Source organism: Azospirillum thiophilum (genome assembly GCF_001305595.1).
GTDB lineage: Bacteria > Pseudomonadota > Alphaproteobacteria > Azospirillales > Azospirillaceae > Azospirillum > Azospirillum thiophilum.
Genome location: NZ_CP012401.1, coordinates 1,064,649 through 1,081,310, shown reverse-complemented (window position 1 = coordinate 1,081,310; position 16,662 = coordinate 1,064,649). Strand labels below are relative to the sequence as shown.

The window sequence follows — 16,662 nt, the reverse complement described above, 5'->3', positions numbered from 1 at the left end:
CTGCCCGTGACGGCCCCCATACTGCTCACCGGCTTCACGCCGTTCCGCCCCCCCCCCGACGGCGGGCCGGCTCCCGATCCGGACAATCCCCCGACCGAAGACCATCCCTGGACGGCCGATCCGACCGCCCTGCTGATGGACCGGCTGGCGGGGGAGCCGGGGGTCGTCACCGCCACCCTCCCCCCTCTGTTCGACGCCTGCGGCGAGGCCTTCGCCGCCCTGCTGGCGCAACACCGGCCGCTGGCGGCGCTCAGCTTCGCCTGTCTGGAGGCGAGCGATTACATCCGGCTGGAACGGCTGGCCTGGAACCGCGACGAAAGCCCGCTGCCGGACGCCGCCGGCACCGTGCGCGAGGCTGCCGACATCGTGCCGGACGGACCGACCGCCTATGGCAGCACCCTGCCGGTGCCGCGGGTGATACGGGAACTGTCGATGGCCGGGCTGCCGGTGACCTTCGGCGACTTTTCCGGCGGCTTCCTCGGCAACCATCTGTTCTACCGGGCGCGGCACATCATCGAGAGCGCCGACCTGGACGTTCCTTACGGCTTCTTCCACATGCCGCCGTTGCCTGAGCGCGCGGCGGTGCTGCGCCGCTTCGGCGGTCTGGCGCTGGACAGGCAGGAACTGGCAGTGCAGACGTTGGTCGGCATGCTGCGCAGGGCGCTGAACGGATTCGCCTGACGGCGCGGATATCAGGCCGTCCTGGCGGAACGGCGCTGGTCGGGGGGGTTCACGATGGCGCGCAGCGCGTCCAGGAACTCACGGCCCTTGTCGGTCAGGGTGACGATCTTGCGGCGGCGCTCGCGCGGGTCTTCCTGCGCCTGCACCAGATCGAGGCCGGCCTTGCCGAAGCTGTGCCAGCGGCTGAGCGCCGCCACGTTGCGCGACGCGGAGGATTGGGCGATGCCCAGGCGTTCCGCCAGTTCGCCTATGGAAATGCCTTCGCTCTGCGCGATGGTCATGAAACTCAGCGCATACTGGATGGGCAGATCGGGGTCGAGCTTGCGGAACGCCTCGAGCACCTGGACGACGGTGAGGACCTCGTCGTGACGGACGCGGGCCGGCATTCAGCGGCTCTCCGCGGCATCATGCGCTATGCAGCGCGGGAGGGTGGTCCCCAGCGGGCCGGTGTGTAGATGACGTTCAGGCGTCCAAGCCATAGGATGACTTCCCCGTTTTCCCGCCGCAGGTCGAAGGACCCGGCCGGCGATGCCCAGCGGGCGTGTTCAACGAAGAGACGGTGACCGCAAAAGCCCAGAAAGACACACATGGGATCCTCTCGTTATCCTGAATTCGCGTTCGGAGAATGCGCAAAGCGTAAAAATCGGTTGGGCCGGGGTACGATTGGCGGCCTGATGGGTGGCATGCATGGCCGGATCGCCCGATCGGCGGGTCCAGGCAGTGGCTACGATGGATTTCATCGAAACTCTCCAGTGGTTGGGTGATGCCGACGCTTTCATGCCGGCGGATCCGGTATCGCCGCTCAGCGATACGGTTGCAAGGTCAAAAATGTCCGCGCGTCCGATAGGTTCCGATCGCGGATGCAAAAAGGCGACAGGCGGGTTGCGGGTACGGCCCCCTCCCCGTCCGACGGCTCCCTGTCCGTCAATCCGATGTCGCGCCGCAGGTGCCCGCACAGGCTGCCCGGTCCGGGCACTGCGCCGGAATCGAGCCATCGCCTCCGCAATGCGCTCCACAAGGTGGGCATGGTCTGCTCCTCTCCAAGGCAGGAGGACCGAACAGCCGGACCTCCAAGGAGGAATAATTCCGTATTCGGATATGTTCCGTCAAGACACCTGTGACAAAGCCGGCGACATTGCAGCGGCCATCGGTCGATGCGCTTCACGAACGCGCAGGATTCAAGCGGAGAGGTTCAGCCGATGACGCGCAGCAGCAGCCCGGCGGCCGAGCACAGCAGCAACACCGGGACCATCCCGAGCTTGAAGCGGAACACCGCCAGCACCGCAGCCACCGTGAGCAGCGCCGCTGACGGATCCAGCGAAGACGGCACGGGAAGCTCCAGCCGGATGCCAGAGGCCGACACCGGGCGCAGCTGATGGAACAGCACATGCATTCCGAACCAGAGCGCCAGATTGAGGATCACCCCGACCACTGCGGCGGTGACCGCGGTCAACGCCGCCGACAGCGCCCGGTTGCCGCGCAACGCCTCGATGTAGGGAGCGCCCAGAAAGATCCACAGGAAGCAGGGAACGAAGGTGACCCAGGTGGTGAGCAGCCCGGCCAGCGTGCCGGCCAGCAGCGGCGGCAGGCTGCCTGGATCGCGGAAGGCGGCGAGAAAGCCCACGAACTGGACCACCATGATCAGCGGACCGGGCGTGGTTTCCGCCATGCCCAGCCCGTCGAGCATCTCGCCCGGCCGCAGCCAGCCATGGGTATCGACCGCCTGCTGCGCGACATAGGCCAGCACGGCATAGGCGCCGCCGAAGGTCACGACCGCCATCTGGGAGAAGAACAGGGCGACACGGCTGTAGACGTTCGCCGGACCGAGGATGAGCAGCAGCGCCGCCACCGGGATCAGCCAGAGCGCCAGACAGACACCGGACACCCGCAGTGACCGGGCTAGGCTCGGACGGGCATGCGCCGGCATCTCCGTCCCGAGCAGGGAGTCGGCATCCGCGACGGTGTGGGCGAAGCTGAGATGACCGCCACCACCCCGGAACGCCGGCAGGCCGAGCCGCCCGCCGATATATCCCACCGCGCCGGCCACGGCGATGATCAGGGGAAAGGGAATGTCAAACAGGAAGATCGCCAGGAAAGCGGCTGCGGCAATGCCGAGCATGGCGCCGTTCTTCAGCGCCCGCCCGCCCACCCGGATCACCGCCTGCACGACGATCGCCAGCACCGCAGCCTTCAGGCCGAAGAACAGCCCTTCGACGGCCGGGACAGCGCCGAACAGCACGTAGATCCAGCTCAGCGCCATGATGGCGGCCATGCCCGGCAGCACGAACAGGATGCCGGCGATCAACCCGCCGGCCGTGCGGTGCATCAGCCAGCCGATGTAGATGGCAAGTTGCTGCGCCTCGGGGCCCGGCAGCAGCATGCAGTAGTTGAGCGCGTGCAGAAAACGCTCCTCGCCGATCCAACGCTTTTCCTCGACGACGATGCGATGCATCACCGCGATCTGTCCGGCCGGGCCGCCGAAGCTGAGCGCGGCAATCCGTGCCCAGACCCGCGTTGCCTCGCCCAAACCGACCCGCGGGCCGACCATCCCCGGACCGACCCCCAAGCCACTCCCCAAGCCGCTTCCATGCCGGCCGTTCGGCTCCCCGGATGCGGCCGTACCCGAGCAGGCCTTCGCTTCGGTCATGGCGAACCTCTGTCGTTGCACATCTTGCGGAAATACTCATAGAGATCCTGGGCGCGCTCCGCCCCTGTGGTAAATCGGCACCGCTTCCGCGCCGTTTCGCCACAGGTCCGGGCTTCGGCCGGCATCTCTGGACAAGCGGGGGGCGGGTCGGTCAAACAGGTCCATCGGCGGTACTCCGTCCATCAGTCCCCGAGTCGCCCGTGCCCCACCTCTTCCTCTTCGCGCGGTCCATGCAGGCACGCTCCGCCCGTCGGATGCTGGCGGCGCTGCTGATGGCCGCTGCGACGGCGACGGGGATAGGCGCGGCACCCGCCGCCGCGGAAACGCGCTTCACCCCCGGTCCCTGCTGGTTCACCGTGCCGGAAGGCGAGGCGGCGCTGTGCGGCACGGTGGCGGTGGCGGAACGACGCGACCGCCCGAACAGCCGCAGCCTGCGCCTGCCGGTCGCCGTGCTGCTGAGCACCGCGCGCCAGCCCGCCCCCGACCCGGTGCTGTTCCTGGAGGGCGGCCCCGGCGCCTCCCCCTTCGGCAGCGGCGAGGCGACGGAGGAGCGGATGGAGGTCTGGTGGGAATTGTCCGCCCCCTTCCGCCGCACCCGCAACCTGATCCTGTTCGACCCGCGCGGCGTCGGCCGGGCGGAGCCCGACACCGACTGCCCCGAACTCGACACCGCCGGCGCCACCCGCCGGACCCGGCCGGTGACGCGCGAGCAACGGGCGGCGGCGGAGCGGGCGGCGGTCGCCGCCTGCGCTGCGCGTCTGGGTGCCGCCGGGCTGGACGGCACCCAATTCTCCACCCCCGTCGCCGCGGAGGATGCGCTCGACGTCGTCACCGCGCTGGGCGCCCAACGCGTCAACCTGTTCGCGGTGTCCTACGGCACGCGGGTCGGGCTGGAGATCCTGCGGCGCCAGGGCGCCCGGGTGCGGACCGCGGTGTTCGACAGCGTCTATCCGCCAGACGTCAACGCGCAGGAGGAGACGGCCTGGCTGGCCCAGCGCGCCTATCGCCGGCTGTTCGACGACTGCGCCGCCAACCGCGGCTGCCGCTCCTCCTTTCCCGACCTGGAAAAGCGCTTCCTCGATCTGGTGGAGCGGCTGGACCGCAACCCGGTCGACCTCGTCGTCGGCGACCATGAGACGCGCCGGGCCCTGCGGCTGAGCGGCGGCTCTGCCATCGCCGCCGGGCTGGAGGCGATGGCGATCAGCGAGGCGGTCCCCACCGTGCCGGCGATGATCGACCGCGCCATCCGCGGCCAGTATGCGGCGATGGCCGAATGGGCGCCGACCAACTGGCTGGGCGATCCGGAGATCGCCGACGGGCTGGCCTTCTCCGTGGAGTGCCGTGAATCGGTGAACCCGGCCGAACCGGCCAAGCGTGCCGACGGCGCCCGCCGTTTCCCGCCCTACGGGATCGTCGCCGTCGACGATCCCGGCCAGCGCGTCTGCCGCCTTTGGCCGACCGGCCACCAGGAACCGGCCGAACGCCTGCCGGTTGCCAGCCCGGTGCCGGTGCTGCTGTTGTCCGGCGCCTACGACCCGGTCACCCCGCCGGACTGGGGCGACCGCGCCGCCGCCACCCTGCCCAGGAGCCGCCATCTGGTCTTCCGCGCCGCCAGCCACATCGTCACCTCCAGCGAGGACTGCGCCCTGGCCGCCGCGGTGAGTTTCGTCGAGCAGGAATCGGTCCCGGCGACCGTGTGTCCGGGCGCGGCCAGGCCACCGGTATTCGAGAGACCCTGACCGATGTCCTTTTCGAGCGAAGAGCGCGCACGTCTGCTGTCCGTCAAGGGGGTCGGCCCGAAAGTCGTCGAGCGCCTCGAACAGGTGGGCATTCACGATCTGGCGACGCTGGTCCGCCGGGATGCGGCGGAAATCTGTTCAGCGGTGTCCGCCGGTATCGGCAGCAGTTGTTGGAAGAACAGCCCGCAGGCTCGTAACGCCATTCAAGCGGCGATCCTGATGGCAGCGGCCGATCGCGGCATCTGACCGCTCACCGCCCCGGCGCGATCCGCCGGTAGCTCAGCGCCTCGGCGATGTGCCGGCGCCTCACCCCCTCCACGCCGTCCAGGTCGGCCAGCGTGCGCCCGACCCGCATCACCCGGTGATAGCCGCGGGCCGACAGCTTCAGCCGCTCCGCCGCCTCGGTCAGCAGGGCACGGCCGGAGGCGTCGGGGGAGGCGACCCTTTCCAGCAGCTCGCCGTCGGCCTCGGCATTCGTCCGCACCACGCGACCGGCCGGATAGGGACCGAACGCACCGTAGCGCTCCGCCTGGATGGCGCGGGCGACGGCAACGCGGGCGGCGATGTCGGCGCTGCCCTCCGCCGGGGGCGGCAGGCTGAGATCGGCGGGACTGACCGCGGGAACGTCGATGTGCAGGTCGATGCGGTCGAACAGCGGGCCGCTGATCTTCGACTGATAGTCGGCCGCGCATTTCGGCGCGCGGGCGCAGGCGAGCGAGGCGTCGTCGAGATGGCCGCAACGGCAGGGATTCATCGCCGCCACCAGTTGCACCCGTGCCGGATAGGTGACGTGGTGGTTGGCTCGGCTGACCACCGACTTTCCCGTCTCCAGCGGCTGGCGCAGCGCCTCCAGCAGCGGACGCGGGAACTCCGGCAGCTCATCGAGAAAGAGAACGCCTTGGTGGGCGAGGGAGATCTCGCCCGGCTTGGCCCGGGTGCCGCCGCCGACCAGCGCCGGCAGGCTGGCGGACTGGTGTGGTGCCCGGTAGGGGCGCTGGCGCAGCAGCCGTCCGCCCTCCAGCAGGCCGCCGACGCTGTGGATCATCGACACCTCCAGCGCCTCCGCCGGATCGAGCGGCGGCAGCAGGCCCGGCAGGCGGGCGGCCAGCATCGACTTGCCCGAGCCGGGCGGTCCGATCATCAGCAGGTTGTGCGACCCGGCGGCGGCGACCTCCAGCGCGCGCTTGGCGGTCTCGTTGCCCTTGACGTCGCGCAGGTCGGGCGGCGGCGCCTCCTGTTCCTGCATGCGCGGCTTGGGCGGCGTCAGCACCTGGGTGCCCTTGAAATGGTTGATCAGCGCCAGCAGGTTGACCGGCGCCAGCACGTCGAGGTCGGGACCGGCCCAGGCCGCTTCCCCGCCGCAGGCGGCCGGGCAGATCAGGCCGCGGTCGTTGGCCAGCGCATCGATGGCGGCGGGCAGGACCCCCGCCACCGGGGTCAGGGTGCCATCCAGCGCCAGTTCGCCCAGCGCGGCATAGCGGGCGATCTCCGCATCCGGCAGCACGCCCATCACGGTCAGCAGGCCGAGCGCGATGGGCAGGTCGAAATGGCTGCCCTCCTTCAGCACGTCGGCAGGGGCGAGGTTGACGGTGATGCGCTTGGCCGGCAGCGCCAGCCCCAGCGCATGCAGCGCGGCGCGCACCCGCTCCCGGCTTTCCCCGACCGCCTTGTCCGGCAGGCCGACGATGGTGAAGGCGACGATTCCCCCGGACATCTGGACCTGGACGTCGATCCCCAGCACCTCGATGCCCTGGAACGCCACCGTATTGACGCGCGCAACCAAAACTGCACCCCGATGAAGACGCTGGACCGGAAGAATTGCACGCCAGTGTAGTCGTCACTCTGCAATTACGCCAGCACGGGATGAATTCGCACGCCACCATGGCGTCGTCATGCCGGCCCGGCGCAGGGAGCGGTTGTCGTCACCGCGGCGCGGCCTAACATGAAGGCCACGCCAAATCCTGCATCCAGCTTCCTGCTTCCAGTCGAGGATTCGCCACCGTGCAGCTTCACCTGAGCACCTGGGCCGAGGTCGAGACCTATCTGAAGACCTCCAAGGGCATCGTCATGCCGATCGGCTCGACCGAACAGCACGGGCCGAACGGTCTGGTCGGCACCGACGCCATCTGCGCCGAATTCATCGCGCGGGGCGTCGGCGACGCCACCGGCGCCCTCGTCGGCCCGACGATCCCGGTCGGCATGGCCGTCCACCACATGGAATTCCCCGGCTCGATGACGCTGAAGCCGTCCACCCTGATCGCCGTGCTGCGCGACTATGTCGGCTCGCTGGTCGAACACGGGTTCGAGCGCTTCTTCTTCGTCAACGGCCATGGCGGCAACATCGCCACCCTGCGCGCCGCCTTCTACGAGATCCATGCGGAGAACCGGGCACTGCGCGGCCGCGACGCGCCGGACCTGCGCTGCACCCTGGTGAACTGGTGGGAGAATGCCGAGGTCGGCCGCCTGTCGCGCGAGTTCTACCAGGGCAAGGAGGGGTCGCACGCCACCCCCAGCGAGGTGTCGGTGACCCAGTACGCCTATCCGGAGTCGATCAAGACCGCGGCGATGGAGCCGGAGCAGGCGCCGGCCGGCGGTTTCCACGACGCCCGCGACTTCCGCCGCCGCTATCCGGACGGCCGCATCGGCTCCGCTCCCGGCCTCGCCCGGCCGGAACACGGCCAGCGCCTCTATGAGGCGGCGGTCGGCGCCATCGGCGCCCAGTACCGCGCCTTTCTGGCGGAGCAGTGATGCCGGAGTGACGTCGGCGGGGCTTCTTCGCCCAGCACGTTGATTCGGCGGTCGGACCTGCCTAAATTCGGACCGGTTGACGGAATTCCCGTTCCGCAACCGTCCTGTCCGAACAGAAACCGGCCGTCCCCAGACCATGATCAGCGAGCTGAACCAGCGGTCACGCGAAATCTTCCGGTTGATCGTCGATGCCTATGTGGCGTCCGGCGAACCGGTCGGGTCGCGCACGATCTCCAGACGGCTCGGCATGGCCCTGTCGCCGGCGACCATCCGCAACGTGATGGCCGACCTGGAGGAACAGGGGCTGCTCTACGCCCCGCACACCTCGGCGGGACGCATCCCGACCGACGCCGGGCTGCGCATGTTCGTCGACGGCCTGCTGGAGATCGGATCGCTGACCGAAGACGAGCGTGCCGGGATCGAGGCGAAATGCGCCGCTTCCGGCCGCGCCTTCTCCGACGTGCTGGGCGAGGCGTCGGGAATGCTGGCCGGCCTGTCGCACTGCGCCGGGCTGGTGGTGGCGCCCAAGACCGACCGGCCGCTGAAGCATATCGAGTTCGTGTCGCTCGGCCCCGGCCGGGCGCTGGTCGTGCTGGTGAACGAGGACGGGCTGGTCGAGAACCGGGTGATCGAGGTGCCGGTGGGCCTGCCGACCTCCACCCTGCAGACCGTATCGAACTTCCTCAGCGCCCGCCTTGCCGGCCGCACGCTGGACGAGGCGCGGCAGGAGGTTCTGCAGGACATCCAGGAACAGAAGACCCAGCTGGACGAGCTGTCGCGCAAGGTGGTCGCCGCCGGGCTGGCAACCTGGGCCGGCAGCGGCGGGTCGAACGCCGGCCAGCTGATCGTCCGCGGCCAGTCCCGGCTGTTGGAGGACGTCACCGCGCTGTCCGACCTGGAGCGCGTCCGCGGCCTGTTCGAGGCGCTGGAAACCAAGGAGACGATGCTGCGCATGCTGGACGCCACCGGGCGCGGCGACGGCGTGCAGATCTTCATCGGCGCGGAGAATGTGCTGTTCAACCACTCCGGCTGTTCGATGATCATCTCCCCCTTCCAGAATAGCCGCGAACGGGTGATCGGCGCCATCGGCGTCATCGGTCCGACCCGCATCAATTATGCCCGCATCATTCCGCTGGTGGACTACACCGCCAAGGTGGTCAGCCGCCTGATCGGCTGACCGCATCCATCCCCCCGCCTCACTCGACGAAGCAAGAATTGAGAAAACCATGAGCGAAGAGCAGAACAAGCCCGCCGACGCCGCAGTGGAGCCGACCGAGGCCACCGCCGAGACCGCTACGGCCCCGGAGAGCGCATCGCCGGAGGACCGCGTCGCCAAGCTGGAGACCGAGGTCGCCGGCCTGAAGGACCAGCTTCTGCGCGCCATGGCGGAGACGGAGAACACCCGCCGCCGTGCCCAGCGTGACCGCGAGGATGCCAGCAAGTTCGCCGTGTCGAGCTTCGCCAAGGAGTTGGTGACGGTCGCCGACAACCTGCGCCGCGCGCTGGACGCCGTCCCGGCCGAAGGCCGCGAGCAGGACGAGATGCTGAAGGGCCTCGCCGTCGGCGTCGAGGCGACCGAACGCCAGCTCCTCGCCGCCTTCGAGCGTGCGGGCATCAAGAAGATCGACCCGGCCGGCGAGCTGTTCGACCCGAACTTCCATCAGGTGATGTTCGAGATCGAGAACACCGGCAAGACCGCCGGCACCGTCGTCCAGGTGCTGCAGCCCGGCTACACGATCCACGGCCGCCTGCTGCGTGAGGCGATGGTCGGCGTCGCCAAGGGCGGCCCGAACGAGGCCGGCGGACAACACGTCGATACAAAGGCGTAATGACCGAACCCCGGCAAGGCTCCGGCACCGCTATCCGCGTGCCCGGGGCCTTGCCTGCGGTTCATGGGACCGGGGACGCTATCGGTTGACGGTCGGCGGGAAATTTCCTACGCCTACGATCCGATCCAATCGGCCGAGCAACCGGAGCCGTCCCAATGCCCAAGAGCGTCCTGACCGTCGACGATTCCAAGACCATCCGCGACATGGTCGGCTTCACGCTGAAGAATGCCGGCTATGAGGTGGCGGAGGCGTCGGACGGCAATGCCGGGCTGGCGTTGGCCAGCCAGCGCAAGTTCGATTGCATCATCACCGACCTGAACATGCCGGGCCTGGACGGGCTTGCCCTGACCCGTGCCATCCGCGCATCGGCCGTCAATCGCGCGACCCCCATCCTGCTGCTGACCACCGAGGCCGACCCCGGCAAGAAGACCGCCGGGCGCGAAGCCGGAGCCACCGGCTGGCTGGTCAAGCCCTTCAACCCCGAAAAGCTGGTCGAGACGGTTCGTAAGGTCTGCCCGTAAGGATGCGCGCTCCTGATCGGTGGGATCAGGAACTCCGCCGCGCCACCAGGAACTCCCCCTCCGGGTCGTGCGCGGCGAAGCGGCGCCGGGCCGTGGCACGGTCGGCGACGGCGTAACAATAGACGCAGCCATGCGGGCAGCTGTCGTAATCGCCGATATCGCGGCTTTCGGCACACAGGCAGCCGGGACGGTTGCCCTTCTCCCGTGCGGCGACGGGATACCCTGCGACATCGGACAGGCGAGCGGCGTGGATGCAGCGGGCCGCTGCCGTGCCGGGCGTGTCCGTCAGGTCGGGCTGGGTGCAGAGGGTGAGCGCCATCCCCTCCCCCGCCGCGATGGATGCGAGGTCGGACAGCAGGACGCGCTTCTCCCCGGCATCCGGATCGTGCCAGCCGATGCCGGCGGCGGCGAGGTTGCGGGCTGTCTTGCGGTAGGGCTGGAGGAAGGACACCGCCACCTCGTCGGTCATGCCATGCAGCCTGCGGGCGATGCGGGCGAAAATCTCCCGGTGCCATACGGGCGGTGTGGCGTCGGTCACGACGATGGGGTCGTAGCGCCAGACCGCGGCACGCGGCCCCCAGCGGTCGCGCACCCGCTCCATATGGCCGGCCGCCGTCTCCCACTCGGGAACCGAGCGTTCCAGCGCGGTGGGCAGGCCGGTGACGCTGTACTGCACGACGAAGGGAAAGCCCTGCTCCGCCACGCTGTCGAGCGCGCCGAGGAAGGGTCCGAGATTCTTGGTCCAGAAGACAAAGCCGTCGACCGCCGGACGGGTCAGGTCGATGCGGTATGTCTGGCCGCCATAGGGATTGACCATCCGGCAATGGCCGGCCTGGAGCCGGTTCAGGAACCAGCGTCCATAGAAGGCGGGAATGTCGGTCTTGTAGCTGGCGGAGATGATCATCACCCCAGCATGGGAATGCCGGCCCGCCCCATCAAGGGACGGGCCGGCACAGGGCTATTGGACCGAACGGACCTCGACCACTTCCGGGATGTAGTGGCGCAGCATGTTCTCGATGCCGTGCTTCAGCGTGGCGGTGGAGCTGGGGCAGCCGGAACAGGCCCCCTTCATCGCCAGGTAGACCACGCCCTTCTCGAAACCCTGGAAGGTGATGTCGCCGCCGTCCTGCGCCACCGACGGGCGGACGCGGGTGTCGAGCAGTTCCTTGATCTGCTCGACGATCTCCTCGTCGTCAGCGTTGGCCGCGGCGGCATGGCCGTCGCCGCCATCCTCCAGCAGGACCGGCCGGTCGGCGGTGAAATGCTCCATGATGACGCCGAGGATCGACGGCTTCAGCAGGAACCAGTCGCGCGCATCGGTCTTGCTGATGGTGATGAAGTCGGTCCCCAGGAACACGCCGACGACGCCCTCGATCTCGAACAGGCGCTGGGCGAGCGGTGAGCGGGCGGCATCCTCGCGGCTGGTGAAGTCGGCGGTGCCACGTCCGAGCACGTCACGCCCCGGCAGGAACTTGAGAGTCGCCGGGTTGGGCGTCTGCTCGGTCTGAATGAACATGGTCTGGTCCTCCTTCGGCGCCGGAACGAAACTGCCGGCGCGCCCGGGATTGGGCTGCGGAACGATCGGATGGAAATCTGGGCCGAATCGCCGGAGGTATCAAGGACCCGATCCGTATGGGTATTCGGCAGGTAAGGATACCCTGGCAGCTTCCGGCATGGAAATGGCGCACCCCGGCCGGACACAACGACCGGCGCCCGTCCATCCTTACCTGGTCGCTATCCTTACTTACGTGATCGCGTCCAGCGCCTCGTTGCTCAGCCCGCCGGGGACGATGGTCAACGGAATGTGCAGGCGGCCCAGGCCGCGGCCGGTGTAGTAGGAGATCAGCGGGCCGGGGCCTTCGGGATCAGTGCCGGCAGCCAGCACCAGGATGGAGATGCTCGGCTCCTCCCCGATCAGGGCCAGCACCTCCTCGGTGCGGTTGCCCTCGCGGACATAGAGCGCCGGCAGGGTGCCGGTCAGTTGGTTGACCTCCCGCGCCAGCTTCTGAAGCTTCTGTTCCGCCTCGGCGCGCTGTTCCTCGCGGATCAGGTTCTCCACCGCCAGCCAGTGCTGCATCTCGCCTTTCTCCAGCACGGTCAGCAGCGCCACCTTGCCACCCGACTTGCGGGCGCGCAGGCAGGCATAGCGCAGCGCCACCTTCAGCTCCGGGCTGTCGTCGACCACCACCAGGAAGATGCGCACCGGTTTCGCCGGCTGGGGAGCGGGGTTTTCCGGCGTCGGAGCCGGCGTCGGGAATTGCGTCGCGTCGGTCATCTCAAAACACCTCTCGGCTAGACCCGGCGGAAGGCGGCACCGGCCGCCCAGCCGGCCGCGATGGCGCCGACGACGGCCGCCACCCCGTAAACGACCGGGCGATTGCGGGCGAAGTCCGACACTTCGGCGCTGAACCCGATCTTCGACACCACCAGCGGCGTGGTCTGGGCGCTGACAACGTCGCCGTCCCGGATCAGCAGGGCTTCGACATTGTACAGCCCGGTCGGGACATTGGCGGGGAAATAGATGTTGGTGCGGAACAGCCGTTCGCCCAGGAAGGCGACCTGCCCCGACGCGATGGCGTAAAGCCCCTGTCGCTGCTTGTTGCGGATCAGCGCTGAGCGGAAGGCCGCCTGCTCGTCCGGCGGCAAGGCGGCATCGGCGGCCAGTTGCAGCTGCGGCAGGCCGAGCTGGTGGCGCTCCAGCACCGGACGGCCGACCAGCTGGTCGAGCGGCCGGCTGACCGCCACCGTGTAGAAGCCTGGAACCTGATCGAAACGCAGGCTGTCGGTGTTCATCCACATGCCGGCCACCCGTTCCTTGCGGCGGACGGTGGCGGAGCCGCGCGGGCCGGTGACGACGATGGCGACGTCGCCCGCCCCGTCGGTGGTGCCGAACAGCACGACCTCCGTCCCGGTGAAACCGGTGGTGATGGCGATCAGGTGGCTCGACAGGTCGGCGACCAGCTGCTGCGCCCACACCGTCGCCGCCACCGTCCCGCCCAGCAGCAGCCCGGCCAGCCCCGCGGCCCCCTGCACCAGACGGCGTTTGGCCAAGGCACCCATCACCGCATCCCCATCGTCAGGGTGAACAGGTCGTCGGGGCGGGAGAACAGGTCCCAAGCCAGCTTCAGCGCCACCGCCACCACGATCGTCGACAGCGCCAGCCGAGCGGTCTCGCCGCGCAGGCGGCTGCCGGCCCTGGTGCCGAACTGCGCGCCGATCACGCCGCCGACCAGCAGCAGAAGCGCCAGCATGGCGTCGACCGTCTGGTTGGTGGCGGCCTGCAGCAGGGTTGCCGCCGCGGTGGTGAAGATGATCTGGAACAGCGATGTTCCAGCCACCAGCCCCGCCGGCATGTTCAACAGGTAGATCATCGCCGGCACCAGCAGGAAGCCGCCGCCGATGCCCATGATCGCCACCAGCATGCCGCCGACCGCCCCGATCCCCGCCGGCAGCAGGGCGGAGATGTAGAGCTTGGAGCGCTGGAACCGCATCTTGAAGGGCAGGCCGTGCAGCCAGATATGGCGGTGCAGCTTGCCGCGCTTGGCGGTCGGGGCGCGGCGGCGCAGGATGGCGCGGCTGCTCTCCACCAGCATCATGCCGCCGATGGTGCCCAGGAAGAAGACGTAGGACAGGGTGATCGCGATGTCGATCTGGCCCAGCCGCTGGAGGATGCCGAAGATCCATACCCCTACCGCGGTGCCGACGACGCCGCCGGCCAGCATCACGACGCCCAGCTTGACGTCGACATTGCCGCGCCGCCAGTGCGCCAGGACGCCCGACACGCTGGCCGCGACCAGTTGGTTGGCCTGGGTGCCGACGGCGATGGCAGGGGGAACGCCGATGAAGATCAGCAGCGGCGTCATCAGGAAGCCGCCGCCGACCCCGAACATCCCCGACAGGAAACCCACCAGCCAGCCCATGCCGAGCACCAGCAGCGCGTTGACCGACATCTCGGCAATCGGCAGATAGACTTGCATGGGAAGCGTGTCGGTCGGCTGCGGCGGGTGCGGCAGCTTACCCGACGCGGCGCGCCCTTGAAAGCTGGAAGGGGAAAGCCGGAGCCGGTCAATGGACGGGGGCGTGGAAGTAGACCTTGTATCCGGCCTTTTGCGGAAAGGCATGGTCGGCCTCGCGCCGGGCCGCCGACAGGTCCGGCGCATGAACCAACACCCGGTTGCCATAGCGCCAGGCCGGATTGACCGGCCGGCCGGCCGCCCGCGCCGCGGTCGCATCGAATTCCACCTCGGCCCGGAATCTGCGCCGGCTGCTGCCGGGCTTGCCCAAGACGTGGAGGAAGACCGGCGGATCCCTGTCCAGCGCCTCGATCTGCCGCTGAATTTGCTGCACGCGTTGTTCGGCGGCACCAAGGCGGTTCTTCGCCTCCTCAAGCCGGCAATTCAGGTCGAGCAACGCTTCGGTATCGGCCTGGTGCCGCTCCTTCAGCGGCACCACCGACTGCCGGAGCCGGTCGAGCCCCGCCATGCGATCCCAGCCGCGCCGGATGCCGATCCAGCACAGGTGACACAGGACCGCCAGCGCAGCCACCAGCGGAACCGCCGAATCGAGAATGCTCCGCACTGTTTCCATCACCGCACCGTCCTTCCCCTTCATTCAATCGCTTCCATGCCGATGGCACGGCGGTTGCTAGCTGGAGACGGCGCAGCAAAGACCATGCCGGAGAGAACAATGGACGAACCAATTCAGCCGATGGCCGGACGATGAGCACCGGGGCTCCGCTGGTCCTGCTGCTGGAGATGGTGATTTCGCTGGCTTGCCTCAGCTGGATCACTGCATCGATCCTGCGGGCCGGAAAGCGGATGGCGGCCGTCCAGCGGCGCCGGCGCCAGTTGAACCGGGGCCGGAAGGAGCTGGCGCAGACCTCGGAGGTTCTGCGCCGCGACATATACCGTCAGGAAATCGAGCTGCGCCAGACGGAAGAGGCCATCTCCGTCCGCCAGGCGGAGGCGGCGGACCTGCAATCGCGGCTGAACGACCTGCGCCGTCAGGGGCCGCGGGAATACACGCTGCTGAACGAACGCTTCGGAGACCGTGACCAGCTGTGGCTTCTGACCATTCCGAAGCCGGAACGACCTGAACGCTGGGCGGTGGCGGCATCCGACAGCGGGACGGCGATGGCGCTCCTGTCCGGTCATGTCGCCGCCGTCGAGCGGCCGGTGCTGGACGGGCAACTCAACTGAACGTGACCGGCCGGCATTGCAAAACGCAACCCGGCCGGCAGCATCTTCGCGATCTGACGTGCGAAATGCAGTTACAGCACGCCCTTGCCCGCGACCAGGTCGCGCAGGTCCACCTCCGGCCGGGCGCCGACATGGCCGATGATCTCCGCCGCGGCGATCGCGCCCAGGCGGCCGCAGACCGCAGGCGCCAGGCCGCGGGTGTAGCCGAACAGGAAGCCTGCGGCATAGAGGTCACCGGCACCTGTGGTGTCCACCACCCGCTCCACCGGCTCGGCTCCCACCTCGACGACCTTGCCGTCGGCGACGATGACCGCGCCCTTCTCGCTGCGGGTCAGGGCGGCGGTCTTGCCCAGGCGCGTCACCGCGGCCAGCGCATCCTCGAACCGGTCGGTGCCGTAGAGCGCGCCGATCTCATGCTCGTTGGCGAAGAGGATGTCGACGTGGTTCTCCACCAAATCGACGAATTCGGCATGATGGCGGTGGACGCAGAAGCTGTCGGACAGCGACAGCGACACCTTGCGGCCGGCGGCATGCGCGATGGATGCGGCCTTGCGGAAGGCCTCCTTGGCGCGGGGAGGATCCCACAGGTAGCCTTCCAGATAGGTCACCTGCGAGCCGGCGATCACCGCCTCGTCGATGTCCTCAGGCCCCAGTTCCACGCAAGCGCCGAGATAGGTGTTCATGGAGCGCTGCGCGTCCGGCGTCACCAGGATCAGGCACCTTGCGGTCGGCGCCCCGGCCACCAGCGGCGCGCTGTCGAACGCGACGCCCGAGGCGCGGATGTCGTGGCGGAAGACGTCGCCCAACTGGTCCTTGGCGACCTTGCCGATATAGGCGCCGCGCCCGCCCAGCATGGCGATGCCCGCCATCGTGTTGCCGGCCGATCCGCCGGAGACCTCCACGCCCGGCCCCATGCGGCCGTACAGCTCCTCCGCCCGGGCGGCGTCGATCAAGGTCATCGCCCCCTTTTCGATGGTGTTGGCGGCGAGGAAGGCGTCGTCGGCGTGGGCGATCACGTCCACGATGGCGTTGCCGATGCCGGTGACGTCGTAGGCGGACGCGGCCATGGGCTCTCCTGACAGGTCTTGTGGTGAAGGCGATGTTGCGGCGCGAGTATAGCCGCGGCTGCGGGCTTCACAAGCGCGGCCCCTGGAATCACCCCCTTGCTCCGGTCTCCCTTGCGTTCGTGACATTGAACCCGACTTGTTTGTTGGCCGGCCGCGAGACCGGCGAGCCGATCCGACCGGACCGGCTGCGCGCCGCGACGGCTTTCCCTTCACAGGATGCAACGGCAAAGGA

At 68.9% G+C, this 16,662-nt stretch carries 18 protein-coding genes; 8 read left to right on the top strand and 10 right to left on the bottom strand.

Going from position 1 to position 16,662, the window contains the following annotated elements:
• The first annotated feature begins 6 nt into the window (after positions 1-6).
• On the top strand, positions 7-681 hold the full coding sequence (locus AL072_RS04955; RefSeq protein WP_082108852.1) for a pyroglutamyl-peptidase I: 675 nt from the start codon (positions 7-9) through the stop codon (positions 679-681).
• Positions 682-692: 11 nt separating this feature from the next.
• On the opposite strand, the gene AL072_RS04950 is transcribed toward AL072_RS04955, so the two are convergent.
• Positions 693-1,067, bottom strand: coding sequence for a MarR family winged helix-turn-helix transcriptional regulator (locus AL072_RS04950; protein WP_045581268.1), 375 nt, complete (start codon positions 1,065-1,067; stop codon positions 693-695).
• Positions 1,068-1,873: 806 nt separating this feature from the next.
• Positions 1,874-3,229: a chromate efflux transporter gene (chrA, locus tag AL072_RS04945; protein WP_045581269.1), complete on the bottom strand. Its 1,356-nt coding sequence runs from the start codon at positions 3,227-3,229 to the stop codon at positions 1,874-1,876.
• Between the two features lie 299 nt (positions 3,230-3,528).
• On the opposite strand from chrA, the gene AL072_RS04940 reads away from it, so the two are divergent.
• Both AL072_RS04940 and AL072_RS04935 read left to right on the top strand, forming a co-directional pair.
• Complete coding sequence (locus tag AL072_RS04940) at positions 3,529-5,067, top strand: alpha/beta fold hydrolase (protein WP_245636760.1); 1,539 nt, start codon at positions 3,529-3,531, stop codon at positions 5,065-5,067.
• 3 nt (positions 5,068-5,070) lie between these two features.
• Entirely contained in the window at positions 5,071-5,313 is a 243-nt protein-coding gene (locus AL072_RS04935) for a helix-hairpin-helix domain-containing protein (RefSeq protein ID WP_045581271.1), read from the top strand.
• Between the two features lie 4 nt (positions 5,314-5,317).
• Here the strand turns inward: AL072_RS04935 and AL072_RS04930 are convergent, their stop codons facing one another.
• On the bottom strand, positions 5,318-6,850 hold the full coding sequence (locus AL072_RS04930; RefSeq protein ID WP_045581272.1) for a YifB family Mg chelatase-like AAA ATPase: 1,533 nt from the start codon (positions 6,848-6,850) through the stop codon (positions 5,318-5,320).
• 218 nt (positions 6,851-7,068) lie between these two features.
• Between AL072_RS04930 and AL072_RS04925 the strand changes: the two genes are divergently transcribed.
• From AL072_RS04925 to AL072_RS04910, 4 genes are all read left to right on the top strand, one after another.
• The gene (locus tag AL072_RS04925) at positions 7,069-7,815 is read left to right on the top strand and encodes a creatininase family protein (RefSeq protein WP_045581273.1); all 747 of its coding nucleotides are present in this window, start codon (positions 7,069-7,071) and stop codon (positions 7,813-7,815) included.
• A gap of 136 nt (positions 7,816-7,951) precedes the next feature.
• Positions 7,952-8,992, top strand: a complete 1,041-nt coding sequence (gene hrcA / locus AL072_RS04920) for a heat-inducible transcriptional repressor HrcA (protein ID WP_045581274.1) — start codon at positions 7,952-7,954, stop codon at positions 8,990-8,992.
• Positions 8,993-9,041: 49 nt separating this feature from the next.
• On the top strand, positions 9,042-9,644 hold the full coding sequence (gene grpE, locus AL072_RS04915) for a nucleotide exchange factor GrpE (RefSeq protein ID WP_052709940.1): 603 nt from the start codon (positions 9,042-9,044) through the stop codon (positions 9,642-9,644).
• Between the two features lie 155 nt (positions 9,645-9,799).
• Positions 9,800-10,165, top strand: a complete 366-nt coding sequence (locus AL072_RS04910; RefSeq protein ID WP_045581275.1) for a response regulator — start codon at positions 9,800-9,802, stop codon at positions 10,163-10,165.
• Positions 10,166-10,190: 25 nt separating this feature from the next.
• Here the strand turns inward: AL072_RS04910 and AL072_RS04905 are convergent, their stop codons facing one another.
• From AL072_RS04905 to AL072_RS04880, 6 genes are all read right to left on the bottom strand, one after another.
• On the bottom strand, positions 10,191-11,069 hold the full coding sequence (locus tag AL072_RS04905) for a DUF1848 domain-containing protein (protein WP_045581276.1): 879 nt from the start codon (positions 11,067-11,069) through the stop codon (positions 10,191-10,193).
• A 54-nt stretch (positions 11,070-11,123) separates the two neighbouring features.
• Entirely contained in the window at positions 11,124-11,681 is a 558-nt protein-coding gene (locus AL072_RS04900) for a NifU family protein (protein ID WP_045581277.1), read from the bottom strand.
• 228 nt (positions 11,682-11,909) lie between these two features.
• Positions 11,910-12,440 (bottom strand): universal stress protein, encoded by a 531-nt coding sequence (locus AL072_RS04895; RefSeq protein ID WP_045581278.1) that lies wholly within the window; start codon positions 12,438-12,440, stop codon positions 11,910-11,912.
• A gap of 17 nt (positions 12,441-12,457) precedes the next feature.
• Entirely contained in the window at positions 12,458-13,225 is a 768-nt protein-coding gene (locus AL072_RS04890) for a TIGR02186 family protein (RefSeq protein ID WP_045581279.1), read from the bottom strand.
• Positions 13,225-14,142 (bottom strand): sulfite exporter TauE/SafE family protein, encoded by a 918-nt coding sequence (locus tag AL072_RS04885; RefSeq protein ID WP_045581280.1) that lies wholly within the window; start codon positions 14,140-14,142, stop codon positions 13,225-13,227. Before AL072_RS04885 ends, AL072_RS04890 begins: the two co-directional genes overlap by 1 nt.
• Before the next feature lie 88 nt (positions 14,143-14,230).
• Positions 14,231-14,776, bottom strand: coding sequence for a hypothetical protein (locus AL072_RS04880; RefSeq protein WP_245636759.1), 546 nt, complete (start codon positions 14,774-14,776; stop codon positions 14,231-14,233).
• Between the two features lie 107 nt (positions 14,777-14,883).
• Between AL072_RS04880 and AL072_RS04875 the strand changes: the two genes are divergently transcribed.
• The gene (locus AL072_RS04875; RefSeq protein ID WP_045581281.1) at positions 14,884-15,363 is read left to right on the top strand and encodes a hypothetical protein; all 480 of its coding nucleotides are present in this window, start codon (positions 14,884-14,886) and stop codon (positions 15,361-15,363) included.
• A gap of 71 nt (positions 15,364-15,434) precedes the next feature.
• Here AL072_RS04875 and AL072_RS04870 read toward each other — a convergent pair whose 3' ends face one another.
• A complete protein-coding gene (locus tag AL072_RS04870) occupies positions 15,435-16,430 on the bottom strand; it encodes an adenosine kinase (RefSeq protein WP_045581282.1) in 996 nt (331 codons plus the stop codon).
• Positions 16,431-16,662 lie beyond the last annotated feature (232 nt).

Coding starts and splice junctions, on each gene's coding strand:
- AL072_RS04910 (WP_045581275.1), top strand. CDS start 9,800: ATGCCCAAGAGCGTCCTGACCGTCGACGATTCCAAGACCATCCGCGAC.
- AL072_RS04885 (WP_045581280.1), bottom strand. CDS start 14,142: ATGCAAGTCTATCTGCCGATTGCCGAGATGTCGGTCAACGCGCTGCTG.
- AL072_RS04935 (WP_045581271.1), top strand. CDS start 5,071: ATGTCCTTTTCGAGCGAAGAGCGCGCACGTCTGCTGTCCGTCAAGGGG.
- AL072_RS04905 (WP_045581276.1), bottom strand. CDS start 11,069: ATGATCATCTCCGCCAGCTACAAGACCGACATTCCCGCCTTCTATGGA.
- grpE (WP_052709940.1), top strand. CDS start 9,042: ATGAGCGAAGAGCAGAACAAGCCCGCCGACGCCGCAGTGGAGCCGACC.
- AL072_RS04890 (WP_045581279.1), bottom strand. CDS start 13,225: ATGGGTGCCTTGGCCAAACGCCGTCTGGTGCAGGGGGCCGCGGGGCTG.
- chrA (WP_045581269.1), bottom strand. CDS start 3,229: ATGGTCGGCCCGCGGGTCGGTTTGGGCGAGGCAACGCGGGTCTGGGCA.
- AL072_RS04880 (WP_245636759.1), bottom strand. CDS start 14,776: ATGAAGGGGAAGGACGGTGCGGTGATGGAAACAGTGCGGAGCATTCTC.
- AL072_RS04900 (WP_045581277.1), bottom strand. CDS start 11,681: ATGTTCATTCAGACCGAGCAGACGCCCAACCCGGCGACTCTCAAGTTC.
- AL072_RS04950 (WP_045581268.1), bottom strand. CDS start 1,067: ATGCCGGCCCGCGTCCGTCACGACGAGGTCCTCACCGTCGTCCAGGTG.
- AL072_RS04870 (WP_045581282.1), bottom strand. CDS start 16,430: ATGGCCGCGTCCGCCTACGACGTCACCGGCATCGGCAACGCCATCGTG.
- AL072_RS04895 (WP_045581278.1), bottom strand. CDS start 12,440: ATGACCGACGCGACGCAATTCCCGACGCCGGCTCCGACGCCGGAAAAC.
- AL072_RS04875 (WP_045581281.1), top strand. CDS start 14,884: ATGAGCACCGGGGCTCCGCTGGTCCTGCTGCTGGAGATGGTGATTTCG.
- hrcA (WP_045581274.1), top strand. CDS start 7,952: ATGATCAGCGAGCTGAACCAGCGGTCACGCGAAATCTTCCGGTTGATC.